Raw genomic sequence first — 21,272 nt, 5'->3', positions numbered from 1 at the left:
TCCATGCATACATAACACGCTTTGTAAATAATTGTTGCCGCCGAACTCAAATTATGTGAAAATATATTCTGTAGACTTTGGAATACGAAATTACTCGATGAAGGTGGTTAGACCCTGTGATTACTGTTCAATCCACGAACGAAGCTGATGTAACAGCACGCAATTATGTGCAAAGCGTCTTTGAAACTGTTGTAAGCCGCAACCCTAATGAGAGCGAATTTCATCAAGCGGTTAAAGAAATTCTCGAATCCCTCATTCCTGTCATCGCTAAGCATCCGAAATATATGGAACATGGTGTGCTCGAAAGAATCGTCGAGCCGGAGCGCATGATTTCTTTCCGCGTACCTTGGGTAGATGACAAAGGTAAAGTACAAGTAAACCGTGGCTTCCGCGTACAATTTAACAGTGCAATTGGACCTTTCAAAGGTGGACTGAGATTTCACCCCTCCGTTAATGCCAGCATTATCAAATTCCTCGGCTTTGAGCAAACCTTCAAAAACTCCTTGACCGGTCAGCCCATTGGTGGTGGTAAAGGCGGTTCCGACTTTGATCCCAAAGGTAAATCCGACGGCGAAGTTATGCGTTTTACCCAAAGCTTTATGACAGAGCTGAACAAATATATCGGACCTGACACCGACGTACCTGCAGGAGATATTGGTGTAGGCGGCCGGGAAATTGGCTTTCTGTTTGGACAATACAAACGGATTCGCGGCGGCAATGAAGCGGGTGTTCTTACAGGAAAAGGCCTTACTTATGGAGGCAGCCTGGCTCGTACAGAAGCTACCGGCTATGGTGCAGTATACTTTGTTAATGAAATGTTGAACTCCAAGGGCTTAAGCTTTGAAGATAGCACAGTTGTCGTTTCCGGTTCCGGTAACGTAGCAATTTATGCAATCCAAAAAGCTACGCAATTAGGTGCCAAGGTTGTAGCTTGCAGCGATTCCAATGGATATATCTACGATAAGGACGGCATTAAGCTTGATACCGTTCGCCGATTGAAAGAAGTCGAGAGAAAGCGTATCTCCGACTATGTACTGGAGCACCCAACAGCTTCTTACTTTGAAGGCTGTCAAAATATTTGGTCCATCGCGTGTGATATCGCCCTTCCTTCTGCCACGCAAAATGAAATTGACGAAGCTGCAGCGAAATTGATGGTTGCCAACGGTGTTAAAGCGATTGGTGAAGGTGCCAACATGCCTTGTACACTTGAAGCGATCGACGTATTCCTGGAAGCTGATGTGCTGTTCGGACCTGCTAAAGCGGCCAATGCTGGCGGCGTAGCGGTATCTGCACTTGAAATGGCGCAAAACAGTATGAGATATTCATGGAGCTTCCACGAAGTGGATGACAAGCTTCATATGATCATGAAGAACATTTACAAAAATTCCGTAGAAGCATCTGAAGAATACGGATATCCCGGCAACCTCGTTGTTGGTGCTAATATCGCCGGATTCATTAAAGTTGCAGACACAATGATTGCACAAGGTATTATTTAATTCATAGCGTCTGTTGCTGCTACACATACAAAACAAGGACAAACCCATAGCGGTTGTCCTTGTTTTTTTGCTGTTTATAGTGTATTCATTGAATTCACAGCCGTTTGCGTTTATAGCGAGCAACGAAGACGCAGGATAATAAAAGAATAACGAATGCGGTGCCTGCAGCTACAGCCTCACTTACCGTGCCTTCTTGTTGGTTGACCTGCCCACCGGGACCGCCTCCCATGCCTCCAGGTCCCCCTTGTCCACCTCTACCCATGCCCATACCGCCGGGAAGACCTCCTTGTCCTCCTGCTTCCATACCACCTGGTGCGCCCTGACGATCAGCCATTTGCCCTGCTTGGCCCGTTTGACCTGTTTGATTGGTCTGACCATTTTGATTGGTTTGGTTAGCTGCACCTGCTGCCTGTGATTGAGCAGTCTGACTCGTTTGGCCATTTCCTGCCATCTGTGCGGGTTGTACCTCTGTTGCCGATTGCACTGACGGGACGGCTTGCGCTGCTAATACGGCCTGCCCCGCCTGAGTGGTCTGCGAAGCTATTACGGCATCCTGCACATTTGCCGCGCCTGCACCCGGCTTGCCGCCCATGCCACCACGCATACCGCCGCCGCCTCCCATACCACCGCCGCTGCCGCTTCCATTACCCGAGGAAGGCGAGGTGCCATCCAACTGCTTGGCAATCGTGGCAACCTGCTGAGCTGCAAAGCTGGTCAGCTCAGTCACGCCCTTTTGATATTCATCATAGGTGTAAAAAGCGGTTGGGTCTTGTTCCACATAGCTTGAAATCAGCTGGGACAGCTCCTGCACACGGGCTGCAAATGCTTCACCCGATAAGTAGCCCTCGATGCTTTCCGTCAAATACTGATGGTACTTCTGCTTGTAAGCACCCACCCTCAGCAGCTTATCGATCAGAGGCCGCTCCGAAAGTGTGCCTTGGGTTGGCTCGTCTATGAGAATACCCGATGCTCCAAGACCTCCAAACGCCATATTGTAATCCCAAGGCAATACCGAGAATATTCCTTTGTTCTCATACAAATAATAATTATGCTTGTTGGTACCGAGATAGCTGTCCATATTCGCGGTCAGAACATTAAGCGCTATGAATTTGAGCGCCTCATCGACATCCAGCACCTTACTGTAATCCGTTCCTGTGTTCAGCTCCTTGAGCATGTCGAGAATAACGTTATTGTTCGAGGATTTAGATTTCAAATCCAGTCCTTTATAGGCATCCATCGTTTCCAGCCATGTCAATTCGCTGCCGTTACCGCCGTTGGCTTTATACAGGGCACCGTAAGCATTGCCAAAATTACGTTCCAGATACGAATCGCCGATTTGCTCCACTGCCAAATAAAAGCCTTTGAGCTCCCCATTTACGTATACATTTACAAAGGAATATCCGGGAGTCGGCAGTCCTAATCGTTCGGCCAGCTCATAGGTTAAAAATTCGCGCATATAAGAGGCATCGCTGTAATTGTTGTTCAGATTGATTTTACTGATGCCGTACAGCTGCTGGCTCGATATATATTCGTCGAACGAGATTTTGAAGCTGTACCGGTCGGAATCGGAGCTTACTACACTTCTCAAGCTGAGGTTTCCTTTGGTTCGAATCGCTACATTGTCAAAGTGCTGTCCGTTGTAGTCCACAGAGGCCGTTTTAAACTCCTCCTGACTGGCATTGTCCAGCATATCCTGAAAATCGGCTGCAGCCATCGTAATCTTCACATCAACCACGTGGTCTTTGGGAAATACATGGGTCACTTGGTTCTGCTGATTGCTGACCGCTGCAGAAGATACGGCGCTGCTGCTCACACCTGAAATGCTGTCTGTTACCGTGCAGCCCGCTAATCCGAATACAAGACTGATACCTAGCAGCAGCTCTATCCACTTGGCTTTCATCATACAACCTCCTTTCCAGTCATTCCGTTTAAGACACGTAGTCGCCGCTGTAGCTGATCAGTACGGCATTTCTGACGCCGTCCAATCCCGAAACTTTATTGACAAAAGCACCTTCGTTATCGTTCAAGCGCAGCTCAAGCGTAATTTCGATATTGCCGTTAGTTACGGTTTTTTGCTTCACGTTGTATCTTTTCACCAATTTCTCTACAACCGTATGGACCTGCTTCTCAGTATCATCTCCATCGCAGTTGATCACCAGCAAGTATGGAGTTTCGAAGGACGTTTTTTTGATAAATAGAAACATCATGACACCGATGATGGCTGAACCAACAAAAGCGAGGGTGTAGAAGCCGGCTCCTGATACAATACCTGCTGCAGCTGCCCAGAATAGGAAAATTAGATCGGTAGGGTCCTTGATCGGTGTACGGAAACGAACGATGGACAAGGCACCGACCATCCCGAGTGACAGCACCAGATTCGAATTGACCGCGATAATCACCATTGCCGTAACCATGGTCATCCCGATTAGTGAAATGTTGAAGCTCTTGGAATACAGCACACCACTGAAAACCCGTTTGTAAAGCAGGTAAATAAAGAACCCGATAAAAAAGGCAACCGCCAAAGTAAGTATCATTTTGGTAAGATCGATATCAGAAACGAAGTTTTTGACGACCGACTTTTTAAGTAAATCGGTAAAGGTAGTAGCCGTCGTACCTGTAGAAGAAGCGGCAGCAGCAGTTTCCGTTATTGCAGCAATTGCAGTATCCATAATTAATAATCCTCCCACGTATTAAATTTCAGAAACTTGCGGCACATCACATATTTGGAAGCGGATTGCCGATTCAACCCTTCAAGCTGAATGGCTGCCCGGATATACTCAGGAATATATTCATCGTATTTGACCTCCAGGATGATCAAATTCTCATCGATGGCCCGAACCGCTTGCAGATCCTTATTGAATATGTCTGTAGCGTGCAGACCGGTCCTTAATTCTTTATCGAATGTAATGCGTACATTACCGCTCGGACAGACATACGGCTCCCGTACATAATCGACGATCACTTTGGGGCGCAGAAGCTTGTGCTTCATCTCCTGATACAATTCCATGAATAAAGGCTTGTCAGGTTCATTCAATATTTCAAAATTTCCCGCAATGACAGCTTCATACGTTGCTCTGCTGATCGGTTCCTTCACTTTTGCGATGTAATCATTGAATTTGATTTTTTTCTCAAAATGAATCACATTGTCCTGCACATTGTAGATCCGAATCCGGTATTTGACCCGATCCCGGATACCACCCAGCTTCTCATGCAGCGCTTTATTGCTCACATCATCAAAGTACAGGCTGCGGATGTGATATTCTCCTGTTGCACCCACATTGCTGTCCTGGCTCATCAGACTTTTAAGTCGCTGACGGATCAAATAAAATTGATGCTGATTGATGAAAAACTTCAGTTCATGGCGATATTTCAGCTGCTTATTCATGCGGCACCCCTTTCTATCCAAGCTCACCTGCACAGCACTCTTGCTTACAAACACATCTTAACTTGCTTACCTGAACTGATTCTAAGCAGTGACTGAATACGAACTGAATATTTACAATTCCTTAATAAATTAAAATTCTACGTACATAAATGAGTGCACAAAAAAACGCAGTCCCTCCAAGGAGGTGACCACGCTTCGCTCTTGTTACATGAGGGTATGTTACTGTTGTGCCGTTTGCTCTTGAGAAATGTGATAGTAGTCCTTACATACTGCCAACAGTCGCTCCTGATCGATAAACAAGCCAAAGCCTGCAGCCGGTTCTGTGACGCACACTCGACCCTCTGCACTGCGCGAGGTAGCTTGTGTCAGAACGCAGGACTCGAAGCCCTCAGACTCACCAGGCTTTTCCAAGGCTTCGACCCAATCCGCCCCGAGTCCAATCGCCAGCTGCTGCCACACCGTGCAGGCAGGTCCGACCAGACTGTCATCGCCGATCATCAGCTTGGCACCAAAGCCCTGAATCGTTCTTGCCAATTCGACGGCGTGAATCAATGAGCCTGCGCAGCCCGGGTGGATGTTGTAGATGCCGCCCATACCCGGAGCAGCCGACTGAATCGCTGTGACAGCAGGACGCAGCGGCGCATCTGGAAGCAGCTGCAGCCCGCCAACCCGATTTTGCAGCTCTACCCACTGTTCAGTCGTCAAGCTCCCCGGGTCCTCACAAGCGTTCAACCCAACCGCATACAGCTGAAGCATCGCAGCCGTAAGATCATCCAGACTGTCAGTGCTTTGCTTCTTGCGGTAGCCATCATTTACATCACCAACAAGAAAGGCTTCCTCTCCAATGACCGATCTAGCGGCTTGAACAACCGACTTATCCAGCTCGATATCCCCGAACAGCTTCACCTTGAGATGTGTGCGATAGCCTTGCTCAAGCGACAGCCGTGCCTTCTCCTTCACGACTTCCGTATCATTCTCCAGAATACAATACAAACCGGGAACAGCCTCGGTCCCTTCCAGACCCAACAAGGCAATGGCTGGCACACCCAGCAGCTTTCCGGCCAGATCGACCAAAGCCGTCTCCAGCATTTCGGTCGCTTTGGACCCATTCTGCTGCAAATGGCTCATTAGCCACGCAATGCCATCTGAAATACGCATACCGATTAAGGGTTGAAACGAATCCAGCCACGCTTTCAAATCCAGCTGATCCTGATTCACTGCAATAATATTTTCTCCCCAGCCGAATTGTCCTGCGGCCGTGATTCGGATAAAACCGTGGATGCGATTGCTCCAAGAACCGTGGCTAAAATTACGCTGTACATCCACATCATAACGGTAAACCTCAATCGACTCTATGTGATGCTGTATCTGACTTAGCTGCTCTAAAACCTTCAATGTCAAAAAGCTCCCTTCACTGCACTTCTCATAGGATGTATTAACATGTCATTCAGCTTTAAACTTTGTGGAGCTCGCGGAAGTCCTTTGGTGTCATTCCTTCCATCTTCTTAAAAATTCGATTGAAATAAGCAGGCTGATAGCCGATCCTTACGGCAATTTCCTGCATTTTCAGATCGGAGTGCATCAGGAAGTGCTTGGCATGATCCAATCGGACCTTGGTAATATAATCAACAAAGTGCAAGCCGGTCACCTGGAAAAACATTTTACTCAAGCTGGACGCAGCAACCCCGAGACGGTCCGCGCACAGATCCAGTGAAATATCTGTATGATATTCGGCACGAATCATACCGATCGCAATTTCGATCAGCTGTCGGGCTTTATGATTCTGGTTATGCGCAAGCTCGGTAATGAGCGGCTGGATGATTTTGTCGTCAAACCAGGTGCACATCGCATCAATATCCTTCAGCGCTAACAGCTCTGCGTACAGCTGGCCCCAATCATACAAGGAGCCTGCCTGAATAATTCCCGACTGCATAATCGAGGATTGAATAGAACCGAGCAGCTTAAGACTGCCCTGCTGCAGGAACAGCTCCAGCTCGGAATTTTTTTTCAATTCCTGAAAAAAGACGTTCAGCAGCCTGCGGCTGTCATCGCCAAGACCGATAAAGAGCGAATGAATCAGGTCATTTTCAACCGTAAACGGGTATTTGGCCGCGCTGTTGTCTTCATTCATCGGTTCATTTAAATCTATAATTTGATTCGATTCATGCAGCTTTCTGTGCCGCAGCGCTTGCTGCACCTCTGCCCACGCGTTCGGTACCTGACTGATCGAGGACATCGTTTTACCTAAACCTACAACCGTATCCATCTTTAGAATCCGATGCAGGCTTTGACCGATTTCAGCAGCCATTTCATTCAAGCGGTTCGATATTTCTGAAGAGGAGATACGGTCAGGAAACATAATAAACAAGCCCACGGACAGATCGTGCAGATTCATGACACACACATCGTCGTGCTGGGTCAGCTCTTCAATGATGTTCGCTGCCGCAAAAGTAACCAGAGGCTGCTCATCATCACGAAATGCCCCTTTGAGTTGTTGAAACCCAAGCAGCTGCACGACAACAACGACAAACCGCTTATTTTCCGTTTCCCAGCCATACTGCTCCAGCCGTTGTCTGATTTCATCCTCGTTGAGCAGTAATAAGTGGCCCTGTACCAGCTGCAGCAGGAAGCCGATCTTCAAGGTCGAATAATGCGCCTCCAGCCGCGATTGCAGCATATGGCTTTCGCTGTTCAGGTGCCGCCATTGATCCTCAATGTAGGTAATCTCATCCTTGGGAACGAGCAGCGGCTCAAAGCCTGAAGGCGAGATGAAAGTACGGACCAAGCGATGAATCGGCTGATAAAGTCGAACCGAAGCATACCACGAGCTGAATAATATCAAAATAAACCCAACAATCCCAACTCCTAGTATGAGTCTGGATACGATCACAATTGGTTTAACGAATTCAGATAACGGTACCGCCGAAACCAGCTGCCAGGAGGTTAATGGAATCGTAGAGGTTGACACAAAAAAAGGCTCGTTGTTCCAGCTCCAGCGAAAAGAAGAAGGCTCTGTCCTCGTTTGAATCTCCTGCTCAATCGCTTCATTCAAGCTTTTGATTCTGGGGGAGAAATGGTCACGGGATAACAAATAACCATCCAGATTACGGATAAAAATCGTCCCGCCCAGGCTTTCATCGAAACCTGCGATGTTCATAAGCTGCTTTTCGTTCAGACGGACAAGAATTGCACCGAACGGCTCCCCGATAACCGGAAGCTTGTGAATAACAAACATGCCCGGTTTTCCCGCAGCATCCAGGCTCCTCCAGAAAAGCCGCTCCTTACTCGTCATCAATTTACGGTACAGCTCATTTTCCTCCGTACTGAGCTTGCGAATGCCTTGACTGTCGGAGACGAGTCTGGACGGATTGTCCAGATACACATAAACTTGATCAATCAGCGCACTGCTGTTGTTCATAACGGTCAGTGACTGATAGAATTCCATCGTCAGCGCGTAATTGTCCTTAAAATCGATGCCTCGCAGCTTTTCGCTCATAATCGGATTAAGCGCCCACTGATTCATACTGACCTGAAGATGACTTAGCGCATCGTTAACCTGTTTGATGGTGTATTCCTGCTGCAGGCTGTGGGTTCTTTCAACCTCACGTTCAATATACCGAACCCCTATATAGTAGCTGCTGACTGATATGAGTATGGTTGGAATGATCGTAACCAGCAAAATCAGGATCAAACTTCGCTGGAAAACGTGACCTCGGTAGGTTCGGGTATCTGTTCGTTTACGCCACTTGATTCGTATCATCCATTCACCTGTATTCTAGTAGGGGTAAGGCCCATGAGAGATGCCTCCCATGAGCCTGGTCATATCCTATGACAATAAATAGTCCAGCACGCTAAATGATGATGATACGATACATTACCTATTTATTGGCCATTCTCGATTGATAGGAATCGTTGGTTTCTTTAATAATTTTTTGGAAATCTGCGTCCTTGGACAGCTTCTGCGCCCATTCATCCCATGCGGTAAGCGGTTCTTTGCCCATAATGATCTTGACCTTCAGATCCTCGGTTTTCTTGTCGAATTCCGCACCCAGCTTGATCGCGGTTTCCGAGTACAAGCCATAGCCGATATCCGGAATCGCGTATTTGGCGCGTTCGTCGATAATTTTTTTGTTGCGCTCAAAGATATCGTTCGGCATGCCCGTACGGTACGCCCACAAATATTTCTCGTCGCGGCTGAAGATTTTGCCAAGTGCGCTTTGCGAGACGATATCCTTTTTCGCTTGCTCGGTTGCTGTCTTGATGCCATCTTTTTCGGTATAATGCACATCTTTAAGTCCGTACCAGGCCAGGTTCGCACCTTCCTCGGAGGAGCCGTAATCCATCAGCTGCAAAATCGTTTTCAGCTTCGCATCAGACACTTTTTTGGGGATGACATAAATCCCGTTCAGACCGCGGAACTGGTACACCATCTTTTTGCCGCTCGGGCTGATCAAATACGTAATCGGCATCATGTCGGCGTTCGGAATTGTCTTTCTCAGCTCTTCCGTTGGACGCCATGAGGCTTCTACTGTATCGGTCCAAATACCCGCTTTGTTAGCCTTCGCCATATCCTCAAACTGACTTGTTTTCAGAACTGCAAAATCCTCGGGAATGACCTTCTCGTCATACAGCTTTTTCTGAAAAGCAATCGCATCGCGTGTTTCCGTTTCCAGATAAATGTGGGTTAGCTTGCCGTCCTTCATCTTCCATTTGCCCTGTGTTGAGTTGAAAAGCGGCTCAAACAGGAACGTTCCAACATTGCCGGCCAATCCGTACGTATCCTGTTTGCCGTTGCCGTCCGGATCGTTAAAGGTAAAAGCTTTCATCGTCTGGAACAGCTCATCAATGGTTTCAGGTACTTTAAGTCCCAGCTTATCGAGCCAGTCCTTACGAATATTCGGGTACGACCAGCCGCCTAAAGGACGTACAGCCGGAATACCGTAATTTTTGCCATCCTGCAGCTTGGAATTGGTCCATACCTCCTTAGGGTAGGCCGCAAGGTTCGGATAGCTTTTGATCATATCAGGCGTAATTTCCCAGAATGCCCCGTCTCTGGCCATCTGCAGCACCAGCGGATCGAACGGATCGACAAACATCAAATCGGGAATATCACCGGAGGCCAGCGTTACCTTCGTTTTCTCTGTATAGTTGTTGGGAGACACCCATTGAATATTCAATTTCGTATTCGTGCGCTTGCCAATTTCCTGTACGATCACGTTATCGGGACCCGGTGGCTCCGGCGTGCTGAAGTTGGTCATAATCGACACGTCTGTCGGCTTGCTTGGTGTGGCCGCTCCCTGAGACTCTGTCTTGCCGCCTTCTACACCGCAGCCCGTCAAGGCAATACTCGCTGCCAGAAGCAGCGTCGATCCTTTAACTATAACATGCTGTTGTTGTTTCACTCTATAAACCCTCCCATATATGTTTGGCTATCTTATCCCTTAACCGAGCCTACCATAACACCCTTGGCAAAATGTTTTTGTAAAAAAGGATAAACGAGCAGGATCGGTACCGTTGCAATCACAACCGCTGCCATTTTCAAGGTTTCCGGGGGAATCGTCTGCTCATTCATCATTTCCTGAGCTGCCGCACCACCCGCTGCTGTTGAGGAATCAATCAGCATATTTTGCAGTAATACCTGAAGCGGCCATTTGGATGCATCGCTCATATACAATACCGCCGAGAAAAACGTATTCCAATACCCGACCGCATAAAAGAGACCGAATGCAGCCATCGCCGGAAGCGACAACGGTAAAATAATTTTGAACCAGACCCCAATATCATTGCAGCCGTCAATCAGTGCAGCTTCCTCCAGACTATCAGGGATGCTGTCGAAGAAGCCCTTCATCAGCAAAATATACCACCCGCTGGTCAATACCGGAATAATCAACGACCACAGGCTATTAATTAAATGCAAATCCCGTACCAGCAAATAAGGAGGGATCAGTCCCGGATTGAACAGTGTCGTGAATAACACAAGCAGCATAATGAGCCGTCGTGCCAGCATTCTTTTGCGAGAAAGAGTATACGCCAGAGCCGCTGTCACAATGAGACTGCATGCTGTTCCTACGGTTGCCAGAAAACCGCTGACAAACGTTGCGTTCATGAAGGCTGGCGTAGATAGCAAATACTTGTAGGAGACCAACGTCCATTTGCTAGGGAAAAACTGCATCCCGCCCTTTACATATTCAGAAGGATCTGTGAACGAAACGACAAATACATAATAGAGCGGAAAAATCGTAATCAGACTAATCAATGTTAACAAGAAATAATTGAATATCGGAAAAAGGAGATCTTCCTTGCTTTTCCTCATAGTATCCCCCTGCCTTACTGGATAAGCGCCCACTAATAAACAAAGGACCTAGTAAACGCCCTCTTCACCAAACCGCCGCGTCAGACTGTTCGCAATTAATACGAGTACAAGCCCTATCACCGACTTGAACAAACCAACCGCCGTACTAAAGCTGAACTGCCCCTGCTGAATTCCGAGACGATACACATACGTATCAAATACATCCCCCACCTCGGACACGGCTCCATTTTTCATCAAATATACCTGCTCAAATCCGACATCCATAATATTCCCGATACGCAGGATCAGCAGGATCAAGATCACATTACGAATACCTGGCAGCGTAATATGCCACATTTGACGCAGCCGCTTGGCACCGTCCATTCGAGCCGCTTCATACAGCTGAGGGTCAAGCCCCGCCATTGCCGCCAAAAATATAATCGTTCCCCAACCCGCTTCCTTCCAGATCGACTGCACCGTTAACAATCCCCAGAACAAATTAGGATTCGTCAGGAAATCTACCTTGGGAAATCCGAGTGCCACGATCATATTATTAATAACACCATCGCTTCTGGATAGCATCAGGATGGTAATCCCGACTATAATAACCCACGACAGGAAATGCGGCAGATAGACGATCGATTGCACCGTCTTTTTGAATTTATTACCCACCACCTCATTGAGCAGCAGGGCCACCAGAATCGGCAGCGGAAAGTAAAACACCAAATTCAAAATATTAATCGCCATCGTATTACGAAACAGCAGCATAAAGTCCGGGTTGGAGAAAAACCGGTTGAAATGCTCGAATCCCACCCACGCGCTGTTCATCACACCCCGATACGGAGAATAATCCTGGAAAGCGATAACGATCCCCCACATGGGAACATATTTAAAAATAATGATATACAGGATACCCGGCAGCGCCAGCAAATATAAAAACTTATCTCGCATCAGAATGGCCCACACTCGCGAACGACTTTTCCTCATCGTCTTTGGGGCAGCCGGTCTCATTCCAGACGTCACATCTTGATTCATTTCCATACTACACCCCCTTTCTCATCAGCTTTGTGCACCAGCAGTAATCACATCCTAGTGGAACGCAAACATTTCCGCAATTAGACTTTTTTTCAATTCAAAAAAACCCGTCACACCGCGGAAAATCAGGAAAACGCAAAAAATCCGCTCCCTGTTCGGAACGGATTATCGCAGCGGTTATCGATGATTCTAGACTGAATATTATGCTTTCAAAGCCGCTGACTCGGTTGTAATATGATGAACATAATCGACCTGGCTTTGCGCCAGCTGCTCATCGGTTACGTTCGTAACATCGCTAAGCGTGAAAGGCGGCACGTAGTTGGCACCGACAAAATGTACAAGCGCTTCGATAGGTCTGACGAGCTCCGGCAGCGTGAAACGATTAGAGCCATCCGGCTGATACGATTCGCTCGTGCCGTAAGTGGACAACGCTGCTCCGATTTCCTTGCCCTGCAAATGGTCGCCGCCCGGACCGTAAGCCCAGCCATATTGGAGCACAGCATCAAACCATTTTTTCAACAGTGGTGGCGTGCTGTACCAATAGAGCGGATATTGAAAAATAATACGATCATGCGCCTTCAGCAGTTCCTGCTCACGAGCCGTATCTATGGCTTCATCGGGATAGACCTCATATAAGGAGTGGACGGTCACATTGTCGTGCTTTTGCAGTTCTTCAATCCACGCCTTATTAATACGGGACGAAGCAAGGTTAGGATGTGCTGCTATAACTAAAGTTTTCATTGGGATTCGCTCCAATTCATCTATATTTTTCAACAAGCTAATCATATATTATCTGCTTTAAATTAGTAAGTACGCACTTTTTGGGTTAATACTTACCAAACGGAAAGAATGGAACTTATCGAGCGCATACAAAAAAACGACAGTCCGTGCATGATGATCATGCTTAGACTGCCGTTATCGTGTAATTAAACCCCTGTGTGGGACCGATTATGCACGTATAGAAACGGGTGTTGGCTCATCCTGGTCAGGTGACTTTTCGCGTATAGCTGTCCCTTCCAACCGGAATTGCTCGCCCCATTGCATTAAGGAGATAATAGCCGTTCTTAATCCTTCGCCAAGAGCAGTCAATTCGTATTCCACCTTGGGAGGAACAACTGGGTAAACATGTCTGGAAATGAGGCCAGCCTCCTCTAAATCCCGCAGCTGTTCGGCTAGCATTTTATGATTTATGCCCTCAATCAGTTTTTTCAGCTCTCCATATCGCTTCTTTCCATCCAACAGCTTGAATAAGATCGATGGTTTCCATCTGCCGGCAATGACGGAGACTGAAAGCTCTATCGGACATTGAAAGTTTTTGCCATTCAGTTCGTATCTGGCATTTGAAGCCTCCAAATATGACACTTCCCTTCTAATGAACACCTAATCAAAGTTAGACAGCGTACTTTCTTATTGAGTATTATGCTATCGGAATTATGCGATTTTGTAAAGAAATTGCTCTTGCCAATCGATTCAAAAAAATCCGCTCACTGAACGGAGCGGATTTCACCGATTTATTTTTCATCCTGCAAAATGCGAGTTGTACCACACCGCGGCAGCGGCCACCTCGGTTTTGGTGAGCTGGTGACCTGCGTTTTCCCAATGAAGAGTTACAGGAGCGCCCGCGCCGCTCAGCAGCCCTTCCAGCTCTTCGGTTTCTTGAGGCGTGCAAAGCGGATCATTCCTGCCCGCACCGATGAAGCAGGGAATTGCCGATAAATCGGGCAGCTGCAGTCCACGCAGCGGCACCATCGGATGATGCAGAATCGCTCCACGGAAAACATCCTGAACATGGAACAGCAGGCTGCCTGCGATATTGGCACCGTTGGAATAACCGATAGCGACGAAATTACGGTGATCCAGTGCATAGTCTGCGGCGGCAAGATCGAGAAAGTCTTTGACCTCTTGCGTACGCAATATTAAGTCCTCTTCGTCAAACACACCCTCGGCCAGCCTGCGGAAATACCGATTCATTCCGTTCTCCGACACATTGCCCCGAATGCCAAGTACGGACGAGGTCGGTGCGATGCTTTGCGCTAACGGCAGCAGGTCATGCTCTGTACCACCCGTACCATGGAACAAAACCATCACGGGCGCGTTCGGGTCTGAGCCCTGTCGAAATACATGTTTCATTGGTTATTCCCCTCCAACGCCCGTACCTGAATAGGGGGCAGATTAGTTTCAATTTGTGAACGATGGGCTTCCAGCCATTCGGGCAGCATCAGCTTCTCACCAAGTGCTTCCGGCTCCTCATCTCGTGTAAAGCCCGGTGGATCTGTAGCAATCTCAAACAATATACCGCCGGTTTCCCGGAAATAAATCGCATTAAAGTATTGTCGATCTACAATGGGTGTCGGATGAAACCCGTGCTGCTCAACATGGCTTCTCCACAGTCCGTGATCCACATCGTCCTTGGCGCGCCAAGCGATATGATGAACGGTTCCCGCTCCTCCGGCACCCAGCTCCATCGGATTGATGTTGACGTCGATAAGGTTACCCAGATCGCCTGTCGCTTCATAGCGGGTATACGTCTCATTTTCCGCGATTTTTGTGAGTCCCATTACCTCAACCAGCAGGTTCCCGGTTTGCTCAGGTGCCATACTGTACAGAATCGCACCACCAAACCCTTTGATCGCCTTATCCGCCGGGACGCCACCAATCGACCATTGACTTAACGGTCCCGCTTCCCGCTCCACGATTTCAAGCCGCAGTCCGTCTTTATCGGCAAACTGCACATATACCTCGCCAAACCGTTCCGTTTTCGTTACCGAGACCTGAAAGCTTTTCAGCCGTGCTTCCCAATAATTCAATGTACCTGTTGGTACCACATAGGTTGTGTAACCTACCTGACCTCCGCCAATTCGCCCTTTACGCGATCCTGCATACGGAAAGAACGTGATAATCGTGCCCGGATTTCCCAATTCATTGCCAAAATACAAATGATATACCTCTGGCGCATCAAAATTAATTGTTTTCTTGATCAAACGTAGTCCAAGCACTCCTGCGTAAAAATCAACGGTTTGCTGTGCATCCCTAACAAATGCGGTTATGTGATGAATACCTTTCGTTTGTTGGCTCATCTTCTCCAGCTCCTTATCTTCATTTAGATTATCTTTCTATAACCTGCTTATTTCGATTCAAAACTTGTTGAAGCTGACAAATTCGCCGACAGGCTTACGATAGCCGCGCGGCCGCAGCTTCGAGGTATCTTCTTTTCCAATCGTAATCAACAAAACCGGAACATGCGTATCTGGAATATTCAGCACTTCACTCAGAGCCTTCGGGTCAAAACCGATCATCGGGCAGGTGTCCCAGCCCTTCTCCTTGGCGACCAGCATCATCAGCATCGCGGAAATACCGGCATTGCGAATCGCTTCCTCACGCTTGAACGTTTCGCCTCCTCCTTCATAAAAGCTGTGAACCGACTCTACGGTCATATCGTATTCCTGTTGATTAATGACACCGAGATGCAACAAACCTTCATTGATCTTTCCGGCATCCTTGTAAGCTTCTTTATTGCCCAGAACAACAATAGCTGCGGAGGCGCTTTGCACTTTATATTGTTTGTAGGCGGCTTCGTACACCTTATTTTTAACTTCGGGATCCTTCACGACTACATAGTGAGCATGCTGCAAATTAAAAGCGGAGGGTGCGAATTTCACGAGACTAAAAATTTCCTCCAGCTCAGAATCCGTAATGTCCACCCCAGGTATAAATTTAGTCGCTGATCTTCGTGCTTTCAATAAATTAATAAAATCGCTCATGATAATGCCTCCTCGGTATGATTGGTTATTGACTATGTAAATGATAAAAAACTAAGATTCTTAATTTAGAGATATTGAAGCGGCAGATAAACAATCCAAGCCTGTTATGCTGCTATCTGCCACTCCTGATCGTATCACGATTGCTGACTGTATAAAATTCTATTTAAAGCTTTCCTGCGCATACTTGCCGAGTTTTTTGAGCAATTGGGCGGCAGCCTGCTTCTCCTCAGCGGATAATCCGTCCACGGCTCGTTCGATAACCTCAGTGTGTCCGGGGAATACTTCTTCTATCCACTGCTTGCCTGCCTCGGTAATTTCTGCAAAGATGAGGCGGCGATCCTCGGTGCAAGCTCTCCGTGAAACGAGTTTCTTTTGCTCAAGCTTATCGACAACGTAAGTAATATTACCGCTGCTCATCAGCACCTTACTGCCAATTTGTTGAATAGCCTGCGCTCCCTTGTGGTACAAGAGCTCCAGAACACCGAACTCGGTCCTGTTCAGACCCCGCTGGCGAATATCCCGATCCGCGTGGGCATTTACCCACTGGCTCGCTCTGGATAATGCTATAAAAAGATCCAGCGAATCATTCTTCAAACTTTCCAAATTTCTCACCTCTTTGTTGTTCGGTCGTTCGTTGTAGTTATTATCTTAATTTAAAGATACTTTATTTGCAGGTAATTGTCAAGCCTCTATTTTTGAAATCAAAGTGATGAAAAATAATGTTCCATCTATTTGATACCGTCCATGTAAAGGCTCTTGACTTTCTATATCTGTTGTAACTATAATGATTACAACAAGAGGGTGAACCTAATGAAAAAAATTAGCTCACGATTTTCCATTGCCGTACACATAATATCGCTCGTTTCGGTCATGCCTTCGCTTACAGGCGACGTCATAGCGGGAAGCGTGAACACGAATCCGGCCATTATCCGTAAAATTATGGGGAAGCTTAAAAAAGCCGGTCTGATCACAGTTCGAGCTGGAACAGGCGGGGCTATGCTTCGTGTGGATGCGGCGCAAATTACACTGTTGGATATTTACAGGGCAGTTGAAGTCGTGGATCATAACGAATTGTTTAACTTTCACGAGCATCCGAATCCCGATTGTCCGGTTGGTGCCAACATCGAAGCCGCGCTTCGTGCCACTATGGTCACAGCCCAACTGGCATTGGAACGCGAGCTGGCTGAGGTTACCGTTCAACAACTGGCTCGCCAGCTCGTCAACGAGAAATAAGCTCATCATTGAGCTATTTTTTTTCAATTAGTTGTAACCAAATCGGTTACACCACTCTTGCAGGATAGCTGTTAAAGAACGACCATAATGAGGAGGAATTCACAATGAGCACGAACCAAGAAACCCTGTTAGTTACAGGCGCAAGTGGACATTTAGGAAGTATCGCTATCGACTGGCTGCTCGCCAATTATGAGGGACCGATTATCGCGACTACGCGCGACCCCGAGAAGCTCTCGGCACTTTCGGCCCGCGGTGTTATCGTCCGTAAAGCTGATTTCGATCAACCGGAAACTTTAAGCGAGGCATTTGACGGGGCGCAGCGTTTGTTGTTAATCAGCACGGACGCTATTGCAGTTCCGGGCCAACGCGTTAAGCAGCATAAGGATGCCTTAAGCGCTGCTGTACAGGCAGGTGTCAAACACATCGTATATACATCGATTCCCAATTCCGAACCAGGCTCGGCCTGCCTGATTGCACCCGATCATTACGCTACAGAGGAGCTGATCAAGAATAGCGGTCTCTCCTACACAATCCTGCGTAACAATTTATACAGCGAGAATCTGATTCCAACGCTGCAGCAGGCAGTCGCAAGCGGTATTCTTGGTACAGCAACAGGTGAAGGCGCAACCGCTTATGTGACCCGCCACGATTGTGCCTGGAGCGCAGCCGCGGCACTTGCTTCCACTACGACCGACAATCAGATAGTAGACGTAACAGGACCGGAAGCCATTACCGGAAGCGAGCTCGCACAAATTGCCAGCGAAATCAGCGGAAAGAGCATTCAATTTGTTCCGTTGGAAACAGCTAAATTAGTTGAAATATTCGAATCTATCGGCCTTCCAAGCGGGTTGGCTCAGGCGTATGCTTCTTTTGATACTGCCTCCGCCCGAGGTGAATATGCGCAAACATCTACAACAGTTCAACAGCTGACAGGCAAATCTCCAATAACCCTTAAACAGTTTTTAACGGATAACAAGTCAGCCTTTACGGGTGCTGAATAAGAACCTTATCCGGCGCGACAATTCCATCAGAAATAACCCTGCATCCCACATGACTCGTGGTGCTGCAGGGTTATTTGCCAAATGATTAGCAGTTATCAGGACATCAATCTTACTCTCTTCTGATAAATAGTTTGCTTTGGACTGTCTGATTACTAATAAACATCCCGTCTCGTAAACGAAACGAATGAAATGACCAAAGCAGCTGAGCCCCAGATCAAGAGCACGAGCAGTGAGAAGCCCAGTGACATCCCCTCGACCGGAGGAGCAGCATCCTCCAAATAGCTGATCAATTGCAGATTAACCATAAATAAATATTTAGCCGATTCCCAAGAGGCGACCATCGTACTCAGAATCGTCCCCGCAATGAGACAGGCCAGCATGATGCCCATAACCGCCGCAGTGCTGCGCACCAGAACGGAGAACATGAACGTAATTGTAGCTACCACAGCCGATACGAACCACGCCAATCCCAGCTCCATTAAAATATACTGCCATTGCGGCACCAAATGCATCCCTGATGCATCCAGTTGCCCGCCACTTACCTTGAAGCCGGTAAGTACCGGAGCCCCCCACCCCTGAAAACCAAACACGAGCCCGGAAATGACGGCTGACAGCAAGGCGAATAGCGTGATTATCAGCGACACTGACAGCAATAGGGCCAAATATTTACTGAGCAATATGCGCCATCTGCGTACTGAGTGCGTCAGCAGCACCTTCATCGTGCCTGCGCTGTGCTCGGAGGAAACCAGATCAGCGGCAATAATCATCATCATCAAAGGCAGAAGCAGATTTATACCGCTCTTTACAAAACCTCGGACAAACGTCGGGGCACCCGGCTCAGACGGATTCACATTGTATTCCAAATAATATTTCTGCTGATTCATGCGAATCTCCAGCTCTTTGCGCGTAGCCTCTGGCGTTCGGCTGCTCGTAATCCGATTCTGCCAGCTGGCAATACGCTGCTCCATCGCTACGCGCCAATTGACATCCCCGAACCTTTTACGGTTTTCCTCAGCTTGCCGATATTGTGCATACGTAAATACAGAGATCAGAATCCCCAAAATGAGCGCGATGACCAGCAGTCTTCTTTTGCCGGTAAGCTTTAACATCTCGTTAAATACCAGATTAGTCAATGCCTTGTCCCCCCGTCAGCTCAATGAACAGATCCTCAAGCGACGGCAGCTTGCGGCTGATCTCGGTTACCGTCACTCCAGCCGCCACGAGAATCTGATTCCAGCGACCGATCTCCTGCTCTATATAGGGAGTGATCAAGAGCGTCCCACGCGTTTCTACCGAATCGGTCAGCCCGCTCAACACCTGATAGCCCTTATCCATAGGATACAGTCTCCAGCTTACCCGCTCCTGCTGAGACAGCAGACTCTGTACCTTGTCCACCCGAACAATCCGACCCTTGGATATAATCGCGACACGATCGCACATCAGCTGAATTTCGCTCAGCAGGTGGCTAGAAACGAGCACGCTCAAGCCTTCCTTCTCCGCCAGATAACGAATGAATTCACGCATCTCCCTGATGCCTGAAGGATCCAGACCATTGGTCGGCTCATCCAGAATGAGCACTTTCGGATTCCCAAGCAGTGCCTGAGCAATCCCAAGCCGTTGGCGCATCCCGAGCGAGTAGGTTTTCACTTTATCGTGAATTCTGGCACTCAATCCGACCAGCTTCACCACTTCCGCTATTCGCGCATCGTCAATCCCTTCCATCATCCGCGCGAAATACTGCAGGTTACTCCATCCGCTTAAATACGTATACAGCTCAGGGTTTTCAACGATACAGCCCAGATTCCGCATGGCCTCCGGAAATTGGGTATGCAGATCGTAGCCGCACACCTGAATCGACCCGGCTGTGGGCCGAATCAGACCGACAAGCATTCTAATCGTGGTCGTTTTGCCAGCGCCGTTGGGTCCCAGGAAACCGAATACTTCGCCTCGCCTCAGATCGAAGTCCAGACTCTGAATAATTTCTCGCTTTCCTATCACCTTTCTCAGACCCTTTACCGACAATGTGATCTCGTCCATATGCCCACCCCCTACCACGTAATTAATGAAGCCAATCGGTCCCCGATTAAACGGTAGCCGGCTGCATTCGGATGGAACAAGTCTTTGGCCAAATAATCCTGTACCTTCAATTGAAATAAATCAAAGGTCGGCACCAGCACGGTTAACGTATATTTGGCAGCAATTTCTGATGATTTATAGTTCCAGTCCCTCACGATTTTGGTCGTTGTGACGCTATCCTTCAATTCGCTGAATGGATTATACAAACCAATGAGGAAGATTCTCGCCGTAGGATTGTGCTCCCGCAGCTGCTTCAAAATCCCATCGAGCTGAGGCAAATACGCGTCCTCGGTTTCTTTGATTCGGGTCTCAGACAAATCTCCCATTGCCTGCCCACCGCGGAACAGATCATTCCCGCCTATGCTGACGAGAATAATATCAGCCGCTTTGACCTGGGCCTGAATGGGAGCTTGTCCAAGAGACGCCGCTAATTGATTAGAGGTTTGCCCATCTATCCCGAGATTTTCCAACACAATCTCTTTACCCGACTTGGCCTTCATATCCGCTACAGCATGTCCGACATATCCCTTCCGCTCCGGGTCCCCTGTCCCTTTGGTCAAAGAGTCGCCAAGTGCCAGCACCCGGAAGGTGCCCTCCTTAACTGCAACGGGAGCAAGTACCGAAATCGCAGCTGCTGGCTGCTCTATAGGTGCTGGTGGAGGCTGTGCGGTCGCTGCACCTGTGAAATAATCATGCATCGCAAATACAAGCCCGCCTACCCACAACAGCCCCGACACCAAGCCCATGATCATTGTCCATCGAATCGCCTTTTCTCTCATCCGAGCCCTGCCCCCACCCTCCGCTGCTTACGTTTATATGCTGCTTTGAACATACCATATGAAGCTGAAAGCTGGCTGAAAGTTAGTGGGGTTTTGCACGGCATCATCAAATGACCGTCCATGTAAACTTGTCCGCCGTGCCGGGTTTATTCCACTCGAATCTCGCATTAAGAAATGTAAACGGGATTAGATTTGTTTATATGGAAACAGTATC

General features: G+C 48.0%; 20 protein-coding genes. 3 read left to right on the top strand and 17 right to left on the bottom strand.

Annotation, left to right across the window (positions count from 1 at the left end):
* Positions 1–116: 116 nt before the first annotated feature.
* Positions 117–1,496, top strand: a complete 1,380-nt coding sequence (gene gdhA / locus OB236_RS33290) for an NADP-specific glutamate dehydrogenase (protein WP_076233914.1) — start codon at positions 117–119, stop codon at positions 1,494–1,496.
* A 94-nt stretch (positions 1,497–1,590) separates the two neighbouring features.
* Here gdhA and OB236_RS33285 read toward each other — a convergent pair whose 3' ends face one another.
* The 14 genes from OB236_RS33285 to OB236_RS33220 all read right to left on the bottom strand — a co-directional run bounded on the left by OB236_RS33285 (position 1,591) and on the right by OB236_RS33220 (position 16,572).
* The gene (locus OB236_RS33285) at positions 1,591–3,396 is read right to left on the bottom strand and encodes a CotH kinase family protein (RefSeq protein WP_262687889.1); all 1,806 of its coding nucleotides are present in this window, start codon (positions 3,394–3,396) and stop codon (positions 1,591–1,593) included.
* A gap of 28 nt (positions 3,397–3,424) precedes the next feature.
* Complete coding sequence (locus OB236_RS33280) at positions 3,425–4,165, bottom strand: DUF4956 domain-containing protein (protein ID WP_262687888.1); 741 nt, start codon at positions 4,163–4,165, stop codon at positions 3,425–3,427.
* 2 nt (positions 4,166–4,167) lie between these two features.
* Positions 4,168–4,881: a polyphosphate polymerase domain-containing protein gene (locus tag OB236_RS33275; RefSeq protein WP_262687887.1), complete on the bottom strand. Its 714-nt coding sequence runs from the start codon at positions 4,879–4,881 to the stop codon at positions 4,168–4,170.
* Positions 4,882–5,100: 219 nt separating this feature from the next.
* Entirely contained in the window at positions 5,101–6,276 is a 1,176-nt protein-coding gene (locus OB236_RS33270; RefSeq protein WP_262687886.1) for an enolase C-terminal domain-like protein, read from the bottom strand.
* Between the two features lie 58 nt (positions 6,277–6,334).
* Entirely contained in the window at positions 6,335–8,641 is a 2,307-nt protein-coding gene (locus tag OB236_RS33265) for a helix-turn-helix domain-containing protein (RefSeq protein WP_262687885.1), read from the bottom strand.
* A gap of 118 nt (positions 8,642–8,759) precedes the next feature.
* The gene (locus tag OB236_RS33260; RefSeq protein ID WP_262687884.1) at positions 8,760–10,283 is read right to left on the bottom strand and encodes an extracellular solute-binding protein; all 1,524 of its coding nucleotides are present in this window, start codon (positions 10,281–10,283) and stop codon (positions 8,760–8,762) included.
* Between the two features lie 32 nt (positions 10,284–10,315).
* Positions 10,316–11,194 (bottom strand): carbohydrate ABC transporter permease, encoded by an 879-nt coding sequence (locus tag OB236_RS33255; protein WP_076233907.1) that lies wholly within the window; start codon positions 11,192–11,194, stop codon positions 10,316–10,318.
* 48 nt (positions 11,195–11,242) lie between these two features.
* Complete coding sequence (locus OB236_RS33250) at positions 11,243–12,214, bottom strand: ABC transporter permease (protein WP_408638549.1); 972 nt, start codon at positions 12,212–12,214, stop codon at positions 11,243–11,245.
* Positions 12,215–12,409: 195 nt separating this feature from the next.
* Positions 12,410–12,949 carry an NAD(P)H-dependent oxidoreductase gene (locus OB236_RS33245; protein ID WP_076233905.1) on the bottom strand — a complete coding sequence of 180 codons (540 nt, stop codon included), beginning with the start codon at positions 12,947–12,949 and terminating at the stop codon, positions 12,410–12,412.
* A 207-nt stretch (positions 12,950–13,156) separates the two neighbouring features.
* Positions 13,157–13,561, bottom strand: a complete 405-nt coding sequence (locus tag OB236_RS33240) for a winged helix-turn-helix transcriptional regulator (protein WP_262687882.1) — start codon at positions 13,559–13,561, stop codon at positions 13,157–13,159.
* Between the two features lie 165 nt (positions 13,562–13,726).
* Positions 13,727–14,338, bottom strand: coding sequence for an alpha/beta hydrolase (locus tag OB236_RS33235; RefSeq protein WP_262687881.1), 612 nt, complete (start codon positions 14,336–14,338; stop codon positions 13,727–13,729).
* Positions 14,335–15,285 carry a ring-cleaving dioxygenase gene (locus OB236_RS33230; protein ID WP_262687880.1) on the bottom strand — a complete coding sequence of 317 codons (951 nt, stop codon included), beginning with the start codon at positions 15,283–15,285 and terminating at the stop codon, positions 14,335–14,337. The genes OB236_RS33235 and OB236_RS33230 overlap by 4 nt, the downstream gene beginning before the upstream one ends.
* A gap of 57 nt (positions 15,286–15,342) precedes the next feature.
* Entirely contained in the window at positions 15,343–15,969 is a 627-nt protein-coding gene (locus OB236_RS33225) for a nitroreductase family protein (protein WP_262687879.1), read from the bottom strand.
* A 159-nt stretch (positions 15,970–16,128) separates the two neighbouring features.
* Positions 16,129–16,572, bottom strand: coding sequence for a MarR family winged helix-turn-helix transcriptional regulator (locus OB236_RS33220; protein WP_317259405.1), 444 nt, complete (start codon positions 16,570–16,572; stop codon positions 16,129–16,131).
* A 207-nt stretch (positions 16,573–16,779) separates the two neighbouring features.
* Here OB236_RS33220 and OB236_RS33215 point away from each other — a divergent pair, with 207 nt between their 5' ends.
* Positions 16,780–17,202 carry an Rrf2 family transcriptional regulator gene (locus OB236_RS33215; RefSeq protein ID WP_262687878.1) on the top strand — a complete coding sequence of 141 codons (423 nt, stop codon included), beginning with the start codon at positions 16,780–16,782 and terminating at the stop codon, positions 17,200–17,202.
* 104 nt (positions 17,203–17,306) lie between these two features.
* Positions 17,307–18,203, top strand: coding sequence for an SDR family oxidoreductase (locus OB236_RS33210; RefSeq protein ID WP_262687877.1), 897 nt, complete (start codon positions 17,307–17,309; stop codon positions 18,201–18,203).
* 152 nt (positions 18,204–18,355) lie between these two features.
* Here OB236_RS33210 and OB236_RS33205 read toward each other — a convergent pair whose 3' ends face one another.
* From OB236_RS33205 to OB236_RS33195, 3 genes are read right to left on the bottom strand one after another with little or no spacing between them, the layout of a single operon-like run.
* Positions 18,356–19,336, bottom strand: a complete 981-nt coding sequence (locus OB236_RS33205; protein WP_262687876.1) for an ABC transporter permease — start codon at positions 19,334–19,336, stop codon at positions 18,356–18,358.
* Positions 19,329–20,240 (bottom strand): ABC transporter ATP-binding protein, encoded by a 912-nt coding sequence (locus tag OB236_RS33200; RefSeq protein WP_262687875.1) that lies wholly within the window; start codon positions 20,238–20,240, stop codon positions 19,329–19,331. Before OB236_RS33200 ends, OB236_RS33205 begins: the two co-directional genes overlap by 8 nt.
* Positions 20,241–20,251: 11 nt before the next feature.
* Positions 20,252–21,058, bottom strand: coding sequence for a GDSL-type esterase/lipase family protein (locus tag OB236_RS33195; protein ID WP_262687873.1), 807 nt, complete (start codon positions 21,056–21,058; stop codon positions 20,252–20,254).
* Positions 21,059–21,272 lie beyond the last annotated feature (214 nt).

It is taken from the genome of Paenibacillus baimaensis, assembly GCF_025567575.1.
Note: the sequence above shows the minus strand (reverse complement) of the source record. Positions and strands in the feature narration are given on the sequence as shown.